22 protein-coding genes, 1 pseudogene and 1 riboswitch are annotated in these 20,283 nt (G+C 74.1%); of the genes and pseudogenes, 14 read left to right on the forward strand and 9 right to left on the reverse strand.

Annotation, left to right across the window (positions count from 1 at the left end; translation table 11 throughout):
• Positions 1-35 precede the first annotated feature (35 nt).
• On the forward strand, positions 36-1,460 hold the full coding sequence (locus H505_RS0110955) for an aldehyde dehydrogenase family protein (RefSeq protein WP_026402016.1): 1,425 nt from the start codon (positions 36-38) through the stop codon (positions 1,458-1,460).
• 33 nt (positions 1,461-1,493) lie between these two features.
• The gene (locus tag H505_RS0110960) at positions 1,494-2,033 is read left to right on the forward strand and encodes an SMI1/KNR4 family protein (RefSeq protein ID WP_026402017.1); all 540 of its coding nucleotides are present in this window, start codon (positions 1,494-1,496) and stop codon (positions 2,031-2,033) included.
• 50 nt (positions 2,034-2,083) lie between these two features.
• On the opposite strand, the gene H505_RS48845 is transcribed toward H505_RS0110960, so the two are convergent.
• From H505_RS48845 to H505_RS0110965, 3 genes are read right to left on the reverse strand one after another with little or no spacing between them, the layout of a single operon-like run.
• A complete protein-coding gene (locus H505_RS48845; protein WP_084550096.1) occupies positions 2,084-2,266 on the reverse strand; it encodes a DUF397 domain-containing protein in 183 nt (60 codons plus the stop codon).
• Complete coding sequence (locus tag H505_RS48850; protein ID WP_084550097.1) at positions 2,263-2,451, reverse strand: DUF397 domain-containing protein; 189 nt, start codon at positions 2,449-2,451, stop codon at positions 2,263-2,265. Before H505_RS48850 ends, H505_RS48845 begins: the two co-directional genes overlap by 4 nt.
• Complete coding sequence (locus tag H505_RS0110965; RefSeq protein WP_026402018.1) at positions 2,448-3,329, reverse strand: helix-turn-helix domain-containing protein; 882 nt, start codon at positions 3,327-3,329, stop codon at positions 2,448-2,450. Before H505_RS0110965 ends, H505_RS48850 begins: the two co-directional genes overlap by 4 nt.
• A 376-nt stretch (positions 3,330-3,705) precedes the next feature.
• Here H505_RS0110965 and H505_RS47495 point away from each other — a divergent pair, with 376 nt between their 5' ends.
• The 3 genes from H505_RS47495 to H505_RS0110980 all read left to right on the forward strand — a co-directional run bounded on the left by H505_RS47495 (position 3,706) and on the right by H505_RS0110980 (position 5,390).
• On the forward strand, positions 3,706-4,131 hold the full coding sequence (locus H505_RS47495) for an ATP-binding protein (RefSeq protein WP_051300532.1): 426 nt from the start codon (positions 3,706-3,708) through the stop codon (positions 4,129-4,131).
• A complete protein-coding gene (locus H505_RS0110975) occupies positions 4,128-4,700 on the forward strand; it encodes a hypothetical protein (protein ID WP_157432962.1) in 573 nt (190 codons plus the stop codon). Before H505_RS47495 ends, H505_RS0110975 begins: the two co-directional genes overlap by 4 nt.
• Positions 4,701-4,784: 84 nt before the next feature.
• Positions 4,785-5,390 carry a dihydrofolate reductase family protein gene (locus tag H505_RS0110980; protein WP_026402020.1) on the forward strand — a complete coding sequence of 202 codons (606 nt, stop codon included), beginning with the start codon at positions 4,785-4,787 and terminating at the stop codon, positions 5,388-5,390.
• Positions 5,391-5,408: 18 nt separating this feature from the next.
• On the opposite strand, the gene H505_RS0110985 is transcribed toward H505_RS0110980, so the two are convergent.
• From H505_RS0110985 to H505_RS0111000, 4 genes are read right to left on the reverse strand one after another with little or no spacing between them, the layout of a single operon-like run.
• Entirely contained in the window at positions 5,409-6,680 is a 1,272-nt protein-coding gene (locus H505_RS0110985) for an acetyl-CoA hydrolase/transferase family protein (RefSeq protein WP_026402021.1), read from the reverse strand.
• The gene (locus H505_RS0110990; RefSeq protein ID WP_026402022.1) at positions 6,677-7,552 is read right to left on the reverse strand and encodes an HpcH/HpaI aldolase/citrate lyase family protein; all 876 of its coding nucleotides are present in this window, start codon (positions 7,550-7,552) and stop codon (positions 6,677-6,679) included. The genes H505_RS0110985 and H505_RS0110990 overlap by 4 nt, the downstream gene beginning before the upstream one ends.
• A gap of 30 nt (positions 7,553-7,582) precedes the next feature.
• A complete protein-coding gene (locus H505_RS0110995) occupies positions 7,583-8,749 on the reverse strand; it encodes an acyl-CoA dehydrogenase family protein (RefSeq protein ID WP_026402023.1) in 1,167 nt (388 codons plus the stop codon).
• 30 nt (positions 8,750-8,779) lie between these two features.
• Entirely contained in the window at positions 8,780-9,928 is a 1,149-nt protein-coding gene (locus H505_RS0111000) for a CaiB/BaiF CoA transferase family protein (RefSeq protein ID WP_026402024.1), read from the reverse strand.
• A gap of 89 nt (positions 9,929-10,017) precedes the next feature.
• On the opposite strand from H505_RS0111000, the pseudogene H505_RS52680 reads away from it, so the two are divergent.
• From H505_RS52680 to H505_RS52690, 3 genes and pseudogenes are all read left to right on the forward strand, one after another.
• Positions 10,018-11,019 (forward strand): annotated as a pseudogene (locus H505_RS52680) (class I adenylate-forming enzyme family protein); the annotation flags it as partial.
• Between the two features lie 307 nt (positions 11,020-11,326).
• Positions 11,327-11,569, forward strand: coding sequence for a hypothetical protein (locus tag H505_RS52685; protein ID WP_425248248.1), 243 nt, complete (start codon positions 11,327-11,329; stop codon positions 11,567-11,569).
• A 26-nt stretch (positions 11,570-11,595) separates the two neighbouring features.
• Positions 11,596-12,342, forward strand: a complete 747-nt coding sequence (locus tag H505_RS52690) for an SDR family NAD(P)-dependent oxidoreductase (protein WP_051300560.1) — start codon at positions 11,596-11,598, stop codon at positions 12,340-12,342.
• On the opposite strand, the gene H505_RS0111020 is transcribed toward H505_RS52690, so the two are convergent.
• Positions 12,339-13,145 carry a FadR/GntR family transcriptional regulator gene (locus H505_RS0111020; protein WP_026402028.1) on the reverse strand — a complete coding sequence of 269 codons (807 nt, stop codon included), beginning with the start codon at positions 13,143-13,145 and terminating at the stop codon, positions 12,339-12,341. The two genes, H505_RS52690 and H505_RS0111020, sit on opposite strands and share 4 nt — an antisense overlap.
• A gap of 100 nt (positions 13,146-13,245) precedes the next feature.
• Here H505_RS0111020 and H505_RS0111025 point away from each other — a divergent pair, with 100 nt between their 5' ends.
• Genes H505_RS0111025 through H505_RS0111040 form a run of 4 tightly spaced genes read left to right on the forward strand, consistent with a single transcriptional unit; the run spans position 13,246 to position 17,571 of the window.
• The gene (locus H505_RS0111025) at positions 13,246-14,415 is read left to right on the forward strand and encodes an acyl-CoA dehydrogenase family protein (RefSeq protein ID WP_034517536.1); all 1,170 of its coding nucleotides are present in this window, start codon (positions 13,246-13,248) and stop codon (positions 14,413-14,415) included.
• Positions 14,412-15,353: an acyl-CoA dehydrogenase family protein gene (locus tag H505_RS0111030; RefSeq protein WP_026402030.1), complete on the forward strand. Its 942-nt coding sequence runs from the start codon at positions 14,412-14,414 to the stop codon at positions 15,351-15,353. Before H505_RS0111025 ends, H505_RS0111030 begins: the two co-directional genes overlap by 4 nt.
• Positions 15,350-16,522, forward strand: coding sequence for an acyl-CoA dehydrogenase family protein (locus H505_RS0111035; protein ID WP_026402031.1), 1,173 nt, complete (start codon positions 15,350-15,352; stop codon positions 16,520-16,522). Before H505_RS0111030 ends, H505_RS0111035 begins: the two co-directional genes overlap by 4 nt.
• Entirely contained in the window at positions 16,519-17,571 is a 1,053-nt protein-coding gene (locus tag H505_RS0111040; protein ID WP_026402032.1) for an acyl-CoA dehydrogenase family protein, read from the forward strand. Before H505_RS0111035 ends, H505_RS0111040 begins: the two co-directional genes overlap by 4 nt.
• Positions 17,572-17,600: 29 nt before the next feature.
• On the opposite strand, the gene H505_RS0111045 is transcribed toward H505_RS0111040, so the two are convergent.
• Positions 17,601-18,545: an oxygenase MpaB family protein gene (locus H505_RS0111045; RefSeq protein WP_084550099.1), complete on the reverse strand. Its 945-nt coding sequence runs from the start codon at positions 18,543-18,545 to the stop codon at positions 17,601-17,603.
• 95 nt (positions 18,546-18,640) lie between these two features.
• On the opposite strand from H505_RS0111045, the gene H505_RS0111050 reads away from it, so the two are divergent.
• The gene (locus H505_RS0111050) at positions 18,641-19,258 is read left to right on the forward strand and encodes a TetR/AcrR family transcriptional regulator (protein WP_026402034.1); all 618 of its coding nucleotides are present in this window, start codon (positions 18,641-18,643) and stop codon (positions 19,256-19,258) included.
• Between the two features lie 140 nt (positions 19,259-19,398).
• Positions 19,399-19,576: riboswitch (cyclic di-AMP (ydaO/yuaA leader) on the forward strand.
• Between the two features lie 54 nt (positions 19,577-19,630).
• Entirely contained in the window at positions 19,631-20,224 is a 594-nt protein-coding gene (locus tag H505_RS41185; RefSeq protein WP_026402035.1) for a M15 family metallopeptidase, read from the forward strand.
• Positions 20,225-20,283 lie beyond the last annotated feature (59 nt).

Here is a 20,283-nt window from a genome sequence, read left to right on the forward strand (position 1 = left end):
GTCCCGTGCAGCCCCCGGGAGAGAGAAGGCGAGTCATGCGCGAGTACCTGACGTTCTACATCGGGGGCCGGTGGACCGACCCGGCGGAGGACCGGACCCTGGACGTCGTCAACCCGGCGACTGAGGAGGTCTGCGGCCGGGTCGCCGCCGGGACGGCGGCCGACGTCGACCGCGCGGTCGCCGCCGCCCGGGACGCGTTCCCCGGCTGGTCGGCGTCCACCCGCGACGAGCGGCTGGAGCTGCTGAACACGATCCTCGGCGAGTACCGGAAGCGGATCGGCGACCTCGCCGCGGCGCTCACCGAGGAGATGGGCGCGCCCGCCGCGCTCGCGGGCGGCTTCCAGGTGCAGCTCGGGCTCGGGCACCTGACGACCGCGATCGAACTCCTCGAAAGCTTCGTCTTCGAGGAGCAGCGCGGCGAGACGCTGATCGTCAAGGAGCCGATCGGCGTCTGCGGCCTGATCACCCCGTGGAACTGGCCGCTGAACCAGATCGCCGTCAAGGTGTTCCCCGCCCTGGCGACCGGCTGCACGATGGTGCTCAAGCCGTCCGAGAACTCGCCGTTCAGCGGGCAGGTCTTCGCCGAGATCCTGGACGCCGCCGGTGTCCCCGCGGGCGTCTTCAACCTCGTGCAGGGCGACGGTCCGGGGGTCGGCGCGCCGCTGTCCGCGCATCCCGGCGTCGACCTCGTGTCGTTCACCGGCTCGGTGCGCGCCGGGGTCGAGGTCGCGCGCAGCGCCGCGCCCGGCGTCAAGCGGGTGACCCAGGAACTGGGCGGCAAGGGGCCCAACATCGTGCTCGACGACGGCTCCCTCGCCGAGAACGTCGCGAAGGGCGTCGGCACGATGATGAACAACTCCGGGCAGACGTGCAGCGCCCCCTCGCGCATGCTGGTGCCGCGCGCCCGGATGGCCGAGGCGATCGACGCCGCCCGCGAGGCGGCGTCCGGCGTCACCGTCGGCGACCCCAACGGGGAGTTCGGCATCGGCCCCGTCGTCTCCGGTGCCCAGTTCGAGAAGATCCAGGCGCTGATCCGGAAGGGGATCGACGAGGGCGCGACCCTGGTCGCGGGCGGCACCGGCCGTCCGGACGGCCTCGACAAGGGCTTCTACGTCAAGCCCACGGTGTTCGCGGACGTCACCAACGACATGACCGTCGCCCGCGAGGAGATCTTCGGGCCGGTCCTCACCATCCTCGGCTACGACGACGTGGACCACGCGGTCGAGATCGCCAACGACACCGAGTACGGCCTGTCCGGTTTCGTGGCGGGCGAGGACCTCGCCCAGGCCCGCGCCGTCGCCCGCCGCATCCGCGCCGGATCCGTCGCGATCAACGACGGGTTCGACTTCCACGCCCCGTTCGGCGGCTACAAGAAGAGCGGCAACGGCCGCGAATGGGGCGAGTACGGCTTCCACGACTACCTGGAGGTCAAGAGCATCCTCGGCCACGGCCCCGCCTGACGGGCGCCCGCCGCGGGTGCGATCATGCGTCGCATGACGTCCAGTGCCCGGCGGCTGATCGACGCGGCCCGCCTCGCGCCGCCGCCCGGCCCGTTCGACTGGGAACGGGTCGGGCGGCGGCTCGGAACGCCCGTCCCCCGCGACTACCGCGACCTGCTCGACGCCGGTGGCGGCGGACTCTGGCTCGACTTCGTGAGGCTCCACGTCCCCGCGCCCGGCCCCGGCTTCGCCCACGTCGACCTCGAAGAGTCGGGGCGGGAGTTCGAGCAGCTCCAGGAGTTGTTCGAGGACGAGGTCGTCGCACCGCCCGACGACCTCGCCCCCGACACCCGGCTGCTGCCCTGGGCCTCGACCGGCACGGGCGTCACGCTCTACTGGCAGGTCTCACCCGGCGCGGCGCCCGACACGTACCCGATCCGGATCTCGGACCGGAACGGCGACGTGTGGGAGACGCACGACCTGCTCACCACGGACCTCCTCCTGGACCTCGTCCAGGGTGAGGCACCCGGCAAGCTGCTCGACGAGTCATGGATGGACCGCCGCATACCCTTCAAGCCCTACACCCCCGAGTAGCGCGGCAAACGGGCCGCCCCCGACCATCAGAGGACGGCCCGCCCCGTGGTTCAGCGGACCCGGGAGAGGAAGGCCCTCCACTCCGCACGTGTCATCTCAAGGACCGGTGAGGTGGGCGCCGCCTTAGAGTCCCGGACGCCGATTGTGCCGTCTGCGGCTCGGGCGACTTCGACGCATTCGCCGTTGGGGTTGCTGTGGCTTGATTTTCGCCAGCCGGTGTAGTGCGCGGTCATGGCGTGCGCAGGTGAGAGAGGAGCGCACTCCACTCCGCGCGCGTGAGTTCAAGAATGGGGGCGGCGTGATCTTCCTTGGAGTCCCGGACGCCGATTGTGCCGTCTGCGGCTCGGGCGACCTCGACGCAATGGCCGTTCGGGTCGCTGTGGCGTGATTTGCGCCAGCTGGTGTAGTGGTTGGTCATGATTTCGATCCTGCCTCGTCGGTGAGACCGTCGGCCACCTGCTTGAGGAAGGTGATGCTGTCCTCCGTGGACAGGGCGACCTCACGTAGACGGTCGTACATCTTGTTATATCTCGTCAGTTCCTTGCGCTGGGTAAGGATGAAGTCGGTGGTGACGGTGTCGACCACGGCTGTGGGTGGATCGCCGGGGTCGGCGAATGAGTAGAGGTAGAAGGAGGACTTGGGAAGGAGCCCACCCGGAATCAGGGCGTCGTGGGGGAGCACCCGGAAGGTGATGCGTTCCTCGTTCTCGGTCGTAGAGACCAGGTGTCGTATCTGTGCCGCCTTCACGTCCGGTGGCACTGCCAGTCGGTGGATGACGCACTCATCGAGGATGGTTTCGTAGGTGGGGCCGTCGGGCCGGAGCAGTTCCTGCTGACGGTGTTCGCGGGCCTCGATCAACCGCTCCGGTACATACTCCAGCGTCCCCTGGAGTTGGTCGAGTTCGATCAGTGCGGCCAGGAACTCGCGAGTCTGCAGGACTCCCGGCATAGCGGTCTGGTCGTAGCTGCGGATGGTCTGGGCGCTGCTCTCGAAGTCGGCGGCGATCTTCTGGCGGGGGCCCATGGACATGCCGTAGCCGTCCCACCAGCCCCGCTGTGCCGCCTCGCGGGCGAGGCGCAGGATGCTCTCCTGCTGCTGAGGCGTGGCCTCGTAGATGTCGAGCATGCTCATGATGTCGGCGAGTTCGGGCCGCAGTTGGGCGTTCTCCAGCCGGGTGATCTTGGATTTGGACAGATAGATGCGTCCGGCGACTTCCTCGACGGTCACGCCGCGCTCTTCGCGCAGCTTGCGCATCTCGACGGCGAGCCGTCGGCGGCGAAGGTAGGCACTCGGCATTTCCGCTCCCCCCTGAACGGATGTCGGGCCGTGATGACCTGTGATCATCACGCTGCGTACAGCTCCATAACTTTGTGCATCTGGTCAAGTCTCGCAACCGGATTGGTCACGCGGAGGTGGTCGTCTCCAAAAAAGGCCAGGTCAGAGGGGTGGTGGGGTCGAACATCGGGGCGAGCAACTTTCGCACATTCAGATTTTTGCGGCGCGGAAGCCTGGTCGCCCGGAATCTGATCGCCCCGATCAGCTCTCTGGCGGCGCCTTTCAAGCGATTACTCGTGCTCGGGTGGTGACCGGCTGTGACGATGGGCTCGTGGAAGAAGGGGTGACCCGATGGATCCGCAACATCGTCTCCACCCGTGAACCGAGGTGATCGATCATGTCTCCGTCGCCGTCTCTCGAAGCCGGGCCCGCGCCGCTGCGCTGGCGGCGCTCGTTCCCCGGCGGTCCCGAGCAGGCCCGCGCGGTCCGGCGGTTCGTCGGCTGCCTGCTGGCCGACTGCCCGTACCTGGACGACGTCCTGCTCGCCGCCGACGAACTCGTCGTGAACGCGCTCCGGCACACCCGGTCCGGGCAGTGCGGCGGCCGGTTCGCCGTCGAGCTGGCGCACGGGCGGGACGGCGTCCGCGTCGCCGTCACCGACCAGGGCGGGCCGGGCGAGCCGGTGTGCCGGACCGCCGGCGACCTGGACGAGTCCGGGCGCGGCCTGCACACCATCGCCCTCCTCGCCGCGAGCTGGACCTGGTGCGGCGACGACCGTGGCCGCACGGTGTCGGCGGTGTTCGCGGGGGAGTGGTCGGCGTGAGGGGCCCGGTGGCGTGGACCCACGACCAGGTCCATCGGCGGGTCCGCTCCGCGATGGCGGCCGCGATGCGCGCGGACGACCGGGCCGTCGAGAGGTTCGCGGCCGGGGCCGGCCTCGACCCGCACACCCGGGCGTTCGTCCTGGAGGCGCGGCGGCTCACGCTGGCGTGCACGGCCGCGCTGACGTGCGTCCTGTCGGCGCACCGGCCCGGCGGCGGTCCGGACGGCGCGCCGATCTGCCGGGGGTGCGGGACGGCCGAGTGCTGGACGCTGCACGGGGTCGCGGACGTCCTCGCCGCGTACGCGGTCCGTCCGGCGCCCGTCGACCGGGCGGAGGCGTGGCGGCGGGCGGACGCCTGCCTCGGCGGGCGGCCGGTGCCGCTGTCGGTCGAGGAGTTCCGGGACGGCTTCATCGTGCGGCCCGCCGAGGTCGCGGCCGACGACCTTAGCCCCGTGCTGGTCGTGGACCGCGACACGGGCGCGCTGAGCCGGTGGCCCGCGATGCCGTCCGGGCTGCTCGCCCGCGAGTACGAGCGCTACCGGGAGCCGAATCAGGGATCGCGCGGGTAGGGACCGTCGTTGCGGGCGCCGCGTCCGATGAGTTCGCGGCTCCCGGCCGGTCGACCCCGTGACAGCCGAGGAAAGGACACCGCCATGTCAGAGCTTCTCGTCGACTTCATCACCTCCCTCGACGGCTACGCGTCGGGAGAGGGGTGGCCCGGATTCTGGGGCCTGGAGGGGCCGGAGTACCTCGCGTGGCTCGGCGAGCAGCCCGAGGTCACGTACCTGATGGGAGCGAACACCTACCGTCTCATGTCGGGCTTCGCCGCCGGGGAGGTCCCGGCCGGGCAGGACGAGTTCCGGCCCGAGGAAGAGCAGTCCGTCGACGAGCTCACGCGGGCGTCCAAGGTGGTGTTCTCCTCCTCGCTCGACGAGCCGCTGGCGTGGGCCAACTGCACGCTCGTCCGGGAAGACGCCGTCGAGGCCGTCCGCGCCATGAAGTCGAGCGGCTCCGGGCCGCTCAGCACGATCGGCAGCCTGAGCCTGTGCCGGTCCCTGCTCCGGGCCGGGCTCGTCGACCGCTTCCGGGTCGTGATGTTCCCGGTGATCACCGGGGCCACGGGCGCGGAACGCATCTACGACGGCTATCCGGACGTCGCCCTCGAGATGATCGGGCACCGCACCTTCGACGGCGGCATCCAGCTGGTCGAGTACAAGCCGCGAGTGCTGGAGCACCCGCCGCTCGGCGCCCCCGCGTGACGTCGCCCCGGCCGCCCCTCAGAACCCTCGTTTCCGGATGGCGTGCGCCGCGCGGTCCAGGTCCTCCCGGAAGTCGGGGTGGGCGATGGCGACCAGGCGGCGGGCGCGTTCGGCGAGGCCGCGGCCTTTGAGTTCGGCGGCGCCGAACTCGGTGACGACGACGTCCACGTCGCTGCGCGCCGTGGTGACCGGGCCGGACAGGGCGGCGGTGATCCGGCTGACCGTGCCGCCCCGGGCGGTGGCGGGCAGCGCGGTGACGGCGCGCCCGCCCCGCGAGCGCGCCCCGGCGCGGACGAAGTCGACCTGGCCGCCGGTGCCGCCGACGTAGGACGCGCCGCTCTGCTCCGCGTTCACCTGGCCGGTCAGGTCGACCTCCATCGCCGAGTTGATCGTGACGAGGCCGTCCAGGCGCGCGAGGACCCCCGCGTCGTGCGTGTACGACGCGGGGGTCATGCGGATCAGCGGGTTGTCGTGCGCGAACGCGTAGAGCCGGGCGGTGCCGATGAGCGCGCCCGTGACCGAGACGCCCCGGTCGATCGGCTTGCGCGCGTTGGTGACGGCGCCCGCCTCGATCAGCTCGACGAGGCCGTCGCCGAGCATCCCGGAGTGCACGCCGAGGTCGCGGCGGTCGCGCAGCAGCCGCAGCAGCGCGTCGGGGACGGCGCCGACGCCGGTCTGCACGACCGCGCCGTCCCCGATGTAGGCGGCGGCGTGTGCCGCGATGGCCCCGTCGGTCGCGGTGATCCGCGCGGGCGGCACCTCGACCGGCGGGCGCGACACGTGCACGGCGACGTCGATCTCGGACGCGTGGAGGAGTTCGCCGCGCGTGAAGGGGACCCGGTCGTTCACCTCGGCGACGACGACACGGGCTTTCGCGACCGCGGCCCGCACGTGGTCGGTGATGAGCCCGAAGCTGTGGTTCCCGTCCCCGTCGGGCGGGCTGACCTGGACGAACGCGGCGTCGCACCCGATGGCGCCCGCCTCGATCAGCGGGCCGACCTGGCTGACGTGGCACGGGACGACCGTCAGCCGGTGCGCCTTGCTGAGCGAGCGCAGCGCGCCGATCGCGCCCATGCTGGACACCGCGAACGACTCCGCCGCGTCCGGCGTGAGCAGCCCGGAGAAGCTCGTCGCGATGAAGAGCGACAGGCCGCCGATGCCGCGGCCCTGCTCGATGAGCGCCGCGATCAGCGACGTCGGCTCGCCGCACGCCTGCCCGGCGACGATGCGGTCGCCGGGCCGCAGGACCGCCGCGAGGTCGAGGTCGCGGACGTCCCCGACCGTCCTCACGTCCGTTCCCCGGCGGCCAGCAGCGCCCGCGCGCGGGCCAGGTGCGGGCGGTCGAGCATCGCGCCCCGGTGCGCGACGACGCCCGCGCCGGGGGCGGCCTCGAACAGTCCGACGATCTCGCGGGCCTCCGCGAGTTCGTCCTCCGTCGGGGTGAACGCCTCGTTGATCACCGGGACCTGGTCGGGGTGGATGGCGAGCATGCCGCGGAAGCCGTCCCGGCGGACCCGCGCGGCCCGCGCCCGCAGCCCGTCCAGGTCGCGGAAGTCGCCCTGGATGGTCTCGATCGGCGCGACCCCGGCGGCGGCCGCGCCGAGCAGGCACAGGCTGCGCGCCAGCTCGTAGGTGAACGTGTACGCGCCGTCGGGGGCGCGGTTCCCGCTTGCGCCCACGGCGTCGGCGAGGTCCTCGGCGCCCCACGTCATGGCCGCGAGCCGCGGCGCGCCCTGGTAGGTGCCGGTGGTGAACATGCCCTCGGCGGTCTCGGTCACGAGGGCGATGACGCGGGTCGTCCCGCGCTCGGTCCCGGCGGCCGTCTCCAGCGCGGACAGGTAGTGGTCGAGGGTCTCCGCGTCCGCGCGTCCCCGCGCCTTGGGCAGCATGACGCCGCCCGGCCGGGACGGGACGACCGCCGCGAGGTCGGCGAGGGCGTGCGGGCCGTCGAGCGGGTTGATCCGCACCCACAGCCGCCCCCGCTCGTCCTCGGGGCGGGCCGCGAGGAAGGCCGCGACCGCCGCGCGGGCCGCGGGTTTCGCCTCCTCGGCCACGGCGTCCTCCAGGTCGAGCAGGACGACGTCCGCCGCGCCCGCGGCGGCCTTCTCCATCTTCCGCTCGCTGTCGCCCGGGGCGAACAGCCAGGAACGTGCGCCGAACATGCGTGCTCCGTCTCCTAGTACGACGTCTCCTCAGTACGACCTGGGCAGGCCGAGGACCTTCTCCGACAGGAAGTTCAGGATCATGTGGGGGCTGACCGGCGCGGTGCGCGGGATGAGGATCTCCCGCAGGTAGCGCTCGACGTGGTACTCCTGCGCGTAGCCCATGCCGCCGAGCGTCAGCATCGCGGTGTGGCACGCCTCGAAGCCGGCCTCGGCGGCCAGGTACTTGCCGGCGTTCGCCTCCACGCCGCAGTCCAGGCCCTTGTCGAACATCGCGGCGGCCTTCATCACCATCAGGTTCGCGGCCTCCAGCTGCGCCCAGCACTTCGCGAGCGGGTGCGCGATGCCCTGGTTCATCCCGATCGGACGGTCGAAGACGACGCGCTCGTTCGCGTAGCGTGCGGCGCGGTGGACCGCCGCGCGGCCGAGCCCGACGGCCTCGGCGGCGAGCAGGATCCGCTCCGGGTTGAGGCCGTGCAGGATGAGCTCGAAGCCGTCGCCCTCCGCCCCGATGCGGTCCTCCTCCGGGACCCACAGGTCGGTGAGGAACAGCATGTTGGAGTCGACGGCGTGCCGCCCCATCTTGTCGATCTTGCGGACCTCGGTCTTCGACCGGTCGAGGTCGGTGAAGAACAGCGACAGCCCGTCCGTCCTGCGCTCCACCCGGTCGAGCGGTGTGGTGCGGGCGAGCAGCATCATCTTGTCCGCGACCTGCGCGACGGAGATCCAGATCTTCTCGCCGTTGACCAGGTAGCCGCCGTCGCGGCGCTCCGCGCGGGTCCGCAGCCGGGTCGTGTCGAGCCCGGCGTCGGGCTCGGTCACCGCGAAGCAGATGCGGTGGTCCCCGGCGAGCACCGGCGGGATCATCCGCCGCCGCTGCTCCCCGGTGCCGAACAGGTTCACCGGCTGCATGCTGAACACCGGGCCGTGGACGCTCGACGCGGCCGCCATGCCGCCGCCGGACTCGGCGACCGCCTGCATCATGACGGCCGCCTCGGCGATGCCGAGCCCGGCGCCGCCGACGTCCTCCGGCATCGCGACGCCCAGCCAGCCGGACTCCGCCATCGACGCGTGGAAGTCGTGCGGGAACACGCCCTCGCGGTCGCGGCGGAGCCAGTACTCGTCGGGGAACCGCGCGCAGTGCTCCAGCACGGCCTCGCGGATGCGGCGCTGGTCGTCGGTGAGCGTGAAGTCCATGCGTCTCCCTGGTCGGTGGGGGCGGGGCGGTCAGGCGGGGCCGGGGCCGAGTCCGTCCAGGACCTCCGCGGTGTGGGCGCCGAGCCGGGGCGCGGGCCCGGCGACCCGGCCGGGCGTCCGGGAGAACCGGGCCGGGGCGCCGGGGAAGCGAACCGGCCCGTTCGGCGTCTCGACCGTTTCGAAGAACCCGGCCGCGTTCAGGTGCGGGTTGTCGAAGAGCTCGTCGAGGGTGCGGACGGGCGCGGCCGGGATGTCGAGCGACCGCAGCAGTCCGAGCCATTCGCCCGTCGTCCGCTCGCGGAACGTCTTCTCCAGCAGCGCGTAGACGGTGTCGATCTGCTCCGCGCGCCGTTCGAGGGTGGCGAACCGTTCGTCCGCCCACGCCGGGCGCACCGCCCCGACGAACGCCGCCCACTGCTTGTCGTTGTAGACGAGCGCGGACACGTGCCCGTCCTTCGTGCGGTACGGCCTGCGGTTCGGCGCCAGCGCCCGCGGGTACCCGGCGGGGCCGAGCGGAGGGTCGAACATCGCGCCGTTGGCGTGCTCCACCAGCATGAACGCCGCCATGGTCTCGAACATGGCGACCTCGACCTCCTGGCCCTCGCCCGTCCGCTCCCGGTGGAACAGCGCCGCCATGGTCGCGTAGAGCGCGGTCATCCCGGCCACCTTGTCGGCCAGGATCGTGGCCGCGTACCCGGGCTCGCCCGCCAGCGCCTCCTGCGCCGATGGCAGGCCGCACTCCGCCTGGATGGTGTCGTCGTAGGCGGGCAGGCCCGCGTCCGGGCCGCTCCGCCCGTAGCCGTAGCAGTTGGTGTAGACGATGGACGGGTTGAGGGCCGCGACGTCCGCGTACCCGAACCCGAGCGCGGCGATGGCCCGCCCGCGCATCGAGTGGACGAACACGTCGCTCGTCCGGACGAGGCGGCGCAGCGCGTCGGCGCCCTCGGGGGTGCGCAGGTCGAGGACGACGCCGCGCTTGCCGCGGTTCACGTTGACGAAGACGCCCGACATGCCGGGCTCGGGCCCGACCGAGATGTAGCGGGTGTCGTCCCCCGCGGGCGGCTCGACCTTGACGACGTCCGCGCCCATGTCGGCCATGAGCTGCGTGCAGTAGGGGCCCATGACCATCGACGTCAGGTCGACGACGCGCACCCCGGACAGCGGGCCTGTGTGCTTCATCCTGCGAGCCTCCGCGGCGGTCTCGGCCGGAACGGTCCCGATCCGGGCTAAAGGTAGAATACTTGTAAGGATAGTGATATCAACATCGGGTGAGCAGCAGCCGGACGATCGCTCGGGTCCTGGACGCCGCACTCGCGGAGCGTCCGCACGCCACCGCCGTCGAGGCCGCCTCCGGCGCCTGGACCTACGCCGACCTGGACGACCGGGCGCGCCGCGCCGCGGGCGCGCTGCGGTCCCTCGGGGTGCGGCCGGGCGACCGGGTCGCGGCCTGCCTGCCCAACGACCTCGACATCGTCGCCGCCTTCCACGGCGCGCAGCGGATCGGCGCGATCTGGGCGGGCATCGGGGAGGCCCTCGCCGAAGCCGAGCAGCGCGACCTGCACGACCTCTGCGACCCCGCCGTCGTGCTGGCCGGTCCGCGCTGCGCCCTCACCGCGCCGACCCGCGTCGACCCCGACCGCTGGGCCGACCTCCTGGAGCGCGGCGCGGAGGCGCCCCCGGCCGAGGCGGACGCCGACGCGCCCGCGGGCATCGCGTTCACCAGCGGGACGTCCGGCCGCCCGAAGGCGGTCGTGCACAGCCACCGCACCCTGCTGCTGCCCGGCCGGGCCCTCGTCGAGACCCGCGGGTGGGGCCCCGAGCTGCGCAAGGGCGACAGCTTCCCGCTGACGATCCTCAACCTCATGGTGCTGTCGACGCTGCTCACCGCGCAGGCGGGCGGCTGCTCGGTCGTGATGGACCGGCGCGACGCCGACGGCATCGCCGCCTGGATCGCCGGGCACCGCGTCACGGTGTGGAACGCCGCCCCCGCGCAGCTCTACGACCTCGCCCGGCGCCCCGACCTCGACCTCTCCGCGCTGCGCGAAGTGTGGAGCGGCGGCGGCGACACCCCCGACGCGGTGCGGCGCGCGTTCGCCGCGACGCACGGGATCGTCCCGCGCGCCACCTACGGGCTGACCGAAGCGCCGACCGTCGTCTCGATCGACCCGCCGGGGGAGGAGTGGCGCCCCCGCGCCAGCGGCCGGACGCTCCCGTACCTCGACGTCGCCGCGTACGGCGACGACGGCGGGCGGCTGCCGCCGGGCGGGCTCGGCGAGCTGAGGCTGAGCCCGGTCACCGGCGGCCCGTGGGCGGGCGCGTGGCGGCCGATGCTCGGGCACTGGGCGGACGGCGGCGTCCGCCCGCCCGCCCCCGGCCCCCCCCCCCCCGGCCCACCCCCCGCCCGCCCCCGGCCCCGTCCCGACCGGCGACATCGGGACGGTCGACGCCGACGGCTGGGTGACGGTCCTCGACCGCAAGAAGCTCGTCATCGTCCGGGGCGGCGCGAACGTCTACCCGCTCGAAGTGGAGCGGGTGCTCGGCGCGCACCCGGACGTCGGCCGGGTCGCGGTGTGCGGGGTGCCCGACGACCGCCTCGGGCAGCGGGTGGCCGCCGTCCTGGAGGGCACCGGCCCCCCGCCCGACGTCGCGGCGCTCGCCGGCGCCTGCCGCGCCGAACTCGCGCCGTACAAGGTGCCCGAGATCTGGGTCCGGGTCGAGACCCTGCCGGTGAACGCGATGGGCAAGGTGCAGCGTGCCGGGCTGCCCGACCTGGTCGAACGGCACCGCGAGGCGGGAGCGCACACGTGGACGGGCCGGTGAGCGGGCCCGGCGGGGCCGCCGCGCGGATGTTCGGGCTCGACGGCCGCGTCGCGATCGTGACCGGGGCGTCGTCCGGGCTGGGCGCGGCGGTGGCCGAGGCGCTCGCCGCGCTCGGCGCCCGGGTCGCCGCGGTCGCCCGCCGCCGCGACCGGCTCGACGCGCTCGCCGCGCGGACCGGCGGGCTCGCCGTCGCCTGCGACCTGTCCGACCCGTCGCGCGCCGGGTCCGTCGTCGCGGCGGCGGCCGAAGGGCTCGGGCCGCCGGAGATCCTCGTCAACGCGGCCGGGAGCATGTTCACCGAGGAGCGCGCCGAGGCCGAGCCGCTCGACGCCGTCCGCCGCACCCTGGACCTCAACCTCGTCGCGCCGATGGCGCTCGCGCAGGCGTGCTTCCCGCACATGCGGGACGCGGGCCGCGGGACGATCGTCAACGTCTCGTCCATCAGCGGCCGGGTCGGCGTGCCCGGCATCCCCCAGGCGTCCTACGCGGCGAGCAAGGCGGGGCTGTCGGGGCTGACGGCGGAGCTGGCGGTGCAGTGGGCGCGGCACTCGATCCGGGTGAACACGGTCGCGCCCGGGTTCTTCCGCAGCGAGATCACCGGCCCGCTCTACGGCAGCGAGCGCGGCGCGGAGTACCTGCGCCGGAACACGCCGCTGCCGAAGGAGGGCGCCCCGGACGACGTCGTCGGCGCCGTCGTCTGGCTCGCCGGGGACGCCGGGAGCTACGTCACGGGGCAGACGATCGTCGTCGACGGGGGCTGGACCGCGCGCTAGACGCGGGTGCCGCGGCTGGCCTGCATCGCCTGGCGGGCCTGCGCCGACGACGCGTTGACGACGTCGTCGTCGAACCGGTCCAGGAGCAGCTCCTGCGTCGCGGCCACGTGCGCGCGGGCGAGCCGCCCGGCCTCCCGGTGGCGCCCGGCGGCGATCTCGTCGCGGATGCGGCCGTGGACGCCGACGACGCTCTCCGCCTCCTCGCGGGACGGGTACTCGCCGCGGCGGGTCAGCGCCTCGGCCCACGTCACCTCCTGCGCCGACCACAGCGCGACGAGGCTGCTGACGATGTACCGGACCGTCGCGTTCGGCGTGAACGACACCAGCAGGTCGTGGAACTCCCGGGCCGTGCGGGTGAAGGCGAGGCCGTCGCCGACCAGCGCGCGGGAGGCGTCGATGTTGGCGGTCAGCGCGGGGACGACCGCCTCCCCGCGGTCGGGGCGGCGGGCGCACTCGGCGGCGCACATCGGCTCCAGCGTCTGCAGCCCCTCGGCGAGGTCGCGCAGCGTGACCCGCCCGCCCTGGAGGACGAGGCCGAGATGGTACGCGGCGGACGCGCCGTCCGGGCGGTGCACCTCGGCGCCGCCGACGTTGCCGCGCCGGACGGTCACCAGCCCCTCGGTCTCGAGGATGCGCAGCGCCTCGCGGACGGAGGGGTAGCTGACGCCGAACTCCTGGACGAGATGGTCCTGGGTGGGCAGCCGGTACGAGTCGTCCCCGGCGAGGATCCGGCCGCGCAGTTCGTCGGCGACGGTCTCGGCGATGCGGCGCTGCGGGACGCGGGTCTGTCGGATGGGCGTCACGCAGTCCGCTCCTCGGGATCCCAATGCATGCCGCGAGTATAGTGTCCGGCACTGGATTGCGAGTATTGCAATCCTTATAAGGTTAACTTACCGTACGGGCATGGACTTCACGATGGGGCCGGCCGCCGCCGCGCTCCGCGACGAGCTGCGCGGGCTGGTGGCGCGGCACGTCCCGCCCGGCTACCTCGGAGCCTTCACCGACGACCCCGCGGACCTCGAGACCGCCCAGAAGTTCTGCCGCCTGCTCGCCGAGCGCGGCCTGCTCTGCCCGGCCTGGCCCGCCGAGTACGGCGGGCGGGACGCCTCCCACTGGGAGCAGACGGTCGTCCGCGAGGAGATGTGGGCCCACCACGAACCGCGCGGCGCCCAGTACATGGGCGTCAACTGGGTCGGGCCGACGATCATGCGGCACGGCACCGCGGCGCAGCGCCGCGCCCACCTGCCGCCGATCGCCCGCGGCGAGGTCGTCTGGTGCCAGGGCTTCAGCGAGCCCGACGCCGGGTCCGACCTGGCGGCGCTGCGCACCGCCGCCCGGCGCGACGGCGACGACTGGGTGATCTCCGGCCAGAAGGTCTGGACCTCCTACGCGACCATGGCGCAGTGGTGCTTCCTGCTCGCCCGCACCGCCCGCCGCGAACGGCGGCAGCAGGGGCTGACGATCTTCCTCGTGCCGATGGGCGCCCCCGGCGTCGAGGTCCGTCCGATCGGCGCCCTGCTGGGCCCGCACCACCTCAACGAGGTGTTCCTCGACGACGTGCGGGTCGGCCCCGGCGCCGTGCTCGGCGAAGCCGGCGAGGGCTGGGCGGTCGTCCAGGAGGTCCTGTCGTTCGAACGGGTCGGCATCGCCCGCTACGCGCGCTGCGAGCGGCTGCTGCAGGCCGCGCCGCGCGTCCTCGGCGACGCCTGGGACGAGCTGCCCGCCGAGCTGCGGGTGCGGTGGGCGCGGATGCTGGCGCACTGCCGCCGCGCCCGCCTGCTCGCCTACCGCGTCGTCGCCGTGCAGCACGAGGGCCGGGTCGCGCCCGCCGACGCGGCGGCCTACCGGATCGCCGTGACCCGGCTCGACCAGGACAGCGCCGACGTCCTCGCGGAGATCGCCGAGTGCACCGAACCCGCCCCGGACGGCGACCCGGGCGCGGACGCCGAGGCCGCGCGGTTCCGCCGCGCCGTCGAGGACCACCGGACGTACGCGCACGCCTCGACCGTCGCCTCCGGGAGCATCGACGTGCAGCGGATGCTGCTGGCCCGCGCACTGCTGGCGGCGCCGTGAACACCGAACCGAGCGAGGAGGCCGCCGAGTACGGGCGGCAGGCGGTCCGCGCGTTCGGGGCCGCGGGCGGCGACGCGCTCGTCCGGGACGCCGAGCGCGAACCCGCCCGCCGGGCGGACCGCGTCGCGCCGGTGCTGGACGCCCTCGGCGCGTGGGACCTCGAACCGCGCCGCGACCCCGCCGACCTCGAAGCCGCGGCGGCGCTGTGCCGCGCCGCCGGGCACTGGGCCGTCCCCTACCCGGTCGCCGAACGCCTCGCCCGCCCCGCCGACCTGGACACCGACGCGCTCGCGGTCGTCGCCGGCGCCGCCCCCAAAGCCCCCGCGGCCGGGCTCGGCCTGCGCTGGACCGCGGTGACGCTGGACGGGCGCCGCGGCACTGCCGCCCCCTTCCCGCAGGCCGGCGGGCCCCGCGCGTCCGCGTTCGTCACCGGGCTCGACGTCCGCCCGCTCGACGCGGACGGCGCGGGCGACGTCGCGCTCGGCCTGGTCCTGCCGTGCTGGACGCTCCTCGGGATGCTCGACCGCGCGGTCGGCCTCACCCGCGCGCACGTCCTCGCCCGCGAGCAGTTCGGGCGGCCGCTCGCCGAGCAGCAGGGCGTCCGGTTCCGGCTCACCGATGTTGAGGTGGAGCGGAGCGGCGTCGAAGCCCTCGCGAAGTACGCGCTGTGGAGCGTCCAGGCGGACCTGCCGGAAGCGCTGGACGACGCCCTCGCGCTGCGGCTCGCGGCGCTGGAGGCGGCCGACGCCGTGTTCCGCACCGCGCACCTGCTGCACGGCGCCGTCGGCTTCTGCGACGAGTCCCCGCTGTCGTGGCTGTCGCGCTACAGCCGCCCGATCCGGCGGCTGCCCCTCGGCCCGTCCGCGACCGCGGACCGGCTGACCCGCCGGATCGGGCGCCGGGGCCTGACCGGCCTGTTCCCGGGCGGCGACCGGTGACGGCCGCCCGCCTCGACGACGTCCGGGCGGGCGTCCGCGACTGGTGCCGGGAGCACGTCCCGAAGGACTGGCGGCGCGCCCAGACCGGCGTCCCCGACGAGGAGTTCGCCGCCTTCCAGAAGGAGTGGTTCCAGGAGCTGCGGCGGGCCGGGTACGCCGTCCCGCACTGGCCCGCCGCGTGGGGCGGCGGGATGCCCGTCGCCGAGCAGGCCGTCCTCTACGAGGAACTCGCCGCCCACGACGCGCCCCGCCTCGTCCTGGCGTTCGTCGCGATCCACCACGCGGCGGCCACGCTGCTCGCGGCGGGCACCGACGCCCAGCGCCGCCGGCACCTGCCCGCGATCCTCGACGGCGAGATCTGGGCGCAGGGATTCTCCGAGCCCGACGCCGGATCCGACCTCGCCGCGCTGCGGACGTCCGCGCGCCGGGAGGGCGACGCCTACGTCGTCAACGGGCAGAAGTGCTGGGCGAGCGGCGCCGCGCACGCCGACTGGTGCCTCCTGCTGGCCCGCACCGACCCGGACGCGCCGAAGCGGCACGGCATCTCCTACTTCCTCATGGACATGCGGACGCCCGGCATCGAGGTGCGCCCCACCCGGCAGGCCACCGGCGAGGCGCACTTCTGCGAGATCTTCCTGGACGACGTCGCCGTCCCCGCCGCGAACCGGATCGGGCCCGAGAACGGGGGCTGGCGCGTGGCGCAGCGGACCCTCGGCGCCGAACGCGGCATGACCATGCTCGAACTCGCCGAACGCCTCGCGGGCGGCTTCCGCCGGCTCGTCGGCCTGTGCGGGCGGACCGGCGCGCTCGACGACCCGCCGACCGCGGACCGGCTCGCCGCCCTGGAGACCGAGCTGGCGGGGCTGCGCGCCCTCTGCGCGAACCTGGTCGCGAGCGGCGGCCACGGCCCGGCGGACGCCTCGATCGTGAAACTGCTCTACAGCGAGCTGCTGCAGCGCATCACCGACCTCGGCGCCGAGGCAGCCGGGCTGACCGGCCACACCGACCTGCGCAAACCCCTGTCGAGCGGGTGGGAGTCGGGCGCCTGGCCGCTGGACTTCATCGCCTCATGGGAGTGGACGATCCCGGGTGGCACCAGCGAGATCCAGCGCACCATCATCGGCGAGCGCGGCCTCGGCCTGCCCCGCGAACCGGGGGAGGGCCGATGACCGCCGACCTGTCCGAGTTCCACGACGAGCTGCGCGCGTCCGCGTCCGGGCTGCTCGCGAGGCGGGCGGACTGGCGCGCCGTCGCCGCCGCCGGCTGGACCGGCCTGGAGGTCCCCGCCGCGTTCGGCGGCGCGGGCGGCACGTTCGCCGAGGCCGCGGTCGTCCTGCGGGAGATCGGCCGGGCCGCCGCGCCCGGCCCGTACCCGTCGGTGGCGGCGCTCGCGATCGGGGCGCTCGGCCTGCTGCGCCCGGGCCCGGCCCGCGACGGGCTGTTCCGCGAGACCGTCGCGGGCACCGCCGTCCCCGTCGTCGCGATGGACGCCGACGGCATCGCCGGCGCGGAGGCGTTCCGGGTCGCGGACGGGCCGCGCGGCGGCGGGCCGCGGCTGGACGGCTCGGCCGGGTTCGTCCTCGACGCCGCCGCCGCGGACCGCGTCCTCGTCCCGGCCCTGGACCCGGACGGCCGCGCCGTCGTCGTCGACGTCGCCGCGGCCGACCTGGGCATCGAGGACCGCCCCGTCCTCGACGCCACCCGCAGCCTCGGCCGCGTGACCGCCGACGGCGTCGCCGTCCGGCCCGGGGCGGTGCACCGCTACCGCGTCCCGGACGCGCCGCGGCGGCTGCGCGACCGCGCCGCCGTCGCCGTCGCCTGCGACAGCCTCGGGCTCGCCGAGGCGATGCTCGACGCGACCGTCGCGCACGCGGGCGTCCGGTGCCAGTTCGGCCGTCCGATCGGGTCGTTCCAGGCGGTGAAGCACGCGTGCGCCGACATGCTCGTCCGGGTGTCGGTGGCCCGCGAACTGGTGGCCGCGGCGGTCGCGGCGGACGGCGGGCCGGACGCCGCCGTCACCGCCGCCATGGCGAAGTCGTACGCCTGCGCGGCCGCGGTCGAGGTCGCGGGGAAGGCGATGCAGCTGCACGGCGGCATGGGGTACACGTGGGAGAGCGGCGTCCACGTGTACCTCAAGCGCGCGGCCCTCAACCGCTCCCTGTTCGGGACGCCCGCGCGGCACCGCGCCCGCCTGGCCGAACGCTACGCCCGCGCGTGACGCGGCGGCCGGCCCGGTGGGCGGGGCGGTCAGAGGGGGCGGTCGGCGAGGACCTTGCGCAGCTTCTCCTGCGCCCGCGCCGCCTCCCGCGCCCGGTAGGCGATCGGCATGTAGCGGAGCCGCTCGGGCAGCAGCGGCGTGCCGCGGCCGATGACCGCCGCGACGGCGCGCAGGCGGCGCTCGTCCGACGCCGACCAGGACAGGCCGAGCTTGTCGCGGGCCGCCGGCGGCAGCGTGCCGACCGTGATCAGCCGTCCGAGCCTGCCCCCGACGAGGCTCAGCGGCGCCACCATCGGCCGCAGCCGCGCCGGGACGTTCGGGGGCACCTTGTCCATGCTGTCGAGGACTTCGAGGGCGACCTTGTGCGGGACGAGCGTGTTCTCGACCATGTCGTCGAAGTAGTCCCAGTAGTCGGCGACCGTCGCCGGGAACATCCGCTCGGGCACCCGCAGGATGCGGCCGAGGTCGAGGAACTCCTCGTAGACCTGCCGCTGCTCCTCGTCGCCCATCGGTTCCGGCGCGAAGTAGCGGGACGCGGTCACCGCGGCGTAGAAGCCGGTCAGGTGCACCCACGCCCACGGCTCGGCGGACAGCGCGTGGTGCCGGTTCCCGTCCTCGTCGACCGCGCTGAGCGGCTTGTGCATCTCCCGGAGGCGGCGGCCCTCGTCGATGGCCTCCTGCCCGCCGTACACCCAGGTCTGCACCGACGCGAAGCTGCGCATGGCGCGTCCCACCGGGTCGGTGCGGAAGCTCGACAGCCGGTCCACCACGGCGCCGATCGCCGGGTGCATCGTCTGCAGGATGAAGACGCTGTTGCCCGCGACCGCGGAGCTGTACAGGCCCATCGTGTCCCACAGGATCGAGCCCGGTCCGAAGGGGACCGGTTCCCGGCCGCGCTCCGCGGCCGGGACGATCTGCCCGGTCGCCGGCTGCTCGGTCGCCGACCGCCCGGTCGTCAACTGCTCGGTCGTCATCTCCTCGTCTCTTCCTTCCGCGCGCAGGGGGCTACGGGATAAGTTGAACGCGAATAAGTAGTCGCTTACAAGTCGCGTTCGCTGTGAGGTGCCGCATGAGCCGCCCACCTGGACTGACGCCCCGGAGGGTCCCCCGGCAGGACCGGTCGCGCCGCACGGTCGAGGGGATCCTGGACGCCGCCACTCGCGTTCTCGCCGAACGCGGGTACGACGGCGCGTCCACCAACCGCATCGCCGCGGCCGCCGGGATCAGCAACGGATCGCTCTACCAGTACTTCCCGAACAAGGACGCCATCATGGTCGCGGTGGTCGACCGGTTCGCCGACCACCTCACCGAGCGGCTCGGCGCCCAGATCGACGCCACGATGACCGAGCCGTGGCCGGTCGCGGGCCGCGCCCTCCTGGACGTCCAGATCCGGCTCTTCGAGGAGCACGCCGACCTGCTGCGCATCATCGTCGAGCAGATCCCGCGGCTCGGCCCGTTCGACAAGCTCGCGGGGCTCCAGCGGCGGCTGACCGACCTGGTCCGCGTCCAGCTCCTGCTGAACCGGTCCGATTTCCGCGAGGACCTGGACGTCGACACGACGCTGTGGATGCTGACCGAGATCGTCGGCTCGGTCTCGGTGCGGTACGTGCTCGACCGCCCGCCCGTCCCGCACGAGCGCATGGTGGACGAGCTCGCCGACCTCGTCATCGGCTACCTGCGGGGCTGACCGCCGCCGGTGGGGCGGACTTGGCCTCCCATTTGCGGTCTTTTGGGGCTTTGGTACCGTCATGCCCACATCGGCGCCCGGAGGGGCGCCCAGACCATCGATCAGTGTCCGCGTCACCCCGGCGCGCGTGCGTGCGGGGGACGGCGGCGACGCCGAGTCCGCGTCCGCGCGGAGCCGGGGAACCAGCGCGATCGACGCCCGGACCGGCCGGTCCGCGTCGCTTCGCAGGGGTGAATCGGCGCCTCGCCACGAGGCGCCGTAGGGCGTCTTCCATGCCCGAATCCGTCAGCTAACCCGGTAGGCGGCATGGAAGGAGCAGCCGTGATAGGTCGGCACGCCATTTCAACGAAAGTCACCGCCCCGCTGGCCGGCATGGCCCTCGCGGGCATCTTCGCCGGGTCCCTCGCCCTCGCGTCGTCGGGCGGCGACGAGGACCCCGGCGGCGACCGGCGCGCCGCGGCGCTCTCGGCGCACCGCGCCGCGCCGTCGGCGGCCCCCGAGGAGCGCGAGAGCGGCCCCCCGAAGCTCCCGGCCGACTGCAAGCCGAAGGAGGCCGCCGACCTCGACCACGGCAACGGGCGCATCCCGGACGAGGAGCTGTGCCCGCTGCCGCAGGAGGACGAGTCGCTCCGGGCCGACGCCGCCGCCGCGTTCTACGAGCTGAACGCCGCCTACCACGAGCGGTTCGGCGAGGAGATGTGCGTCCGCAGCTCCTACCGGAGCTACGAGCGGCAGGCGGAGCTGTACGCGAGCATGCCCGCGGGCATGGCCGCGGCGCCCGGCAACAGCAAGCACGGGCTCGGCATCGCCGCCGACCTGTGCGGCGGCGTCGAGGAAGAGGGCACGCCGCAGTTCGAGTGGCTGGAGGACAACGCCGAGGAGTACGGCTGGATCCACCCGGCCTGGGCCTACAGCAACCCGTACGAGCCCTGGCACTGGGAGTTCGACGTCGGCCAGGACGACTGACCTCCCGGGGCCCCGCGGGCGCCGAACGTCCGGGGGCGGGCGGCCCGCCTGCTCGCCCC

Origin of the sequence: Actinomadura rifamycini DSM 43936, from assembly GCF_000425065.1 — a bacterium.
GTDB lineage: Bacteria > Actinomycetota > Actinomycetes > Streptosporangiales > Streptosporangiaceae > Spirillospora > Spirillospora rifamycini.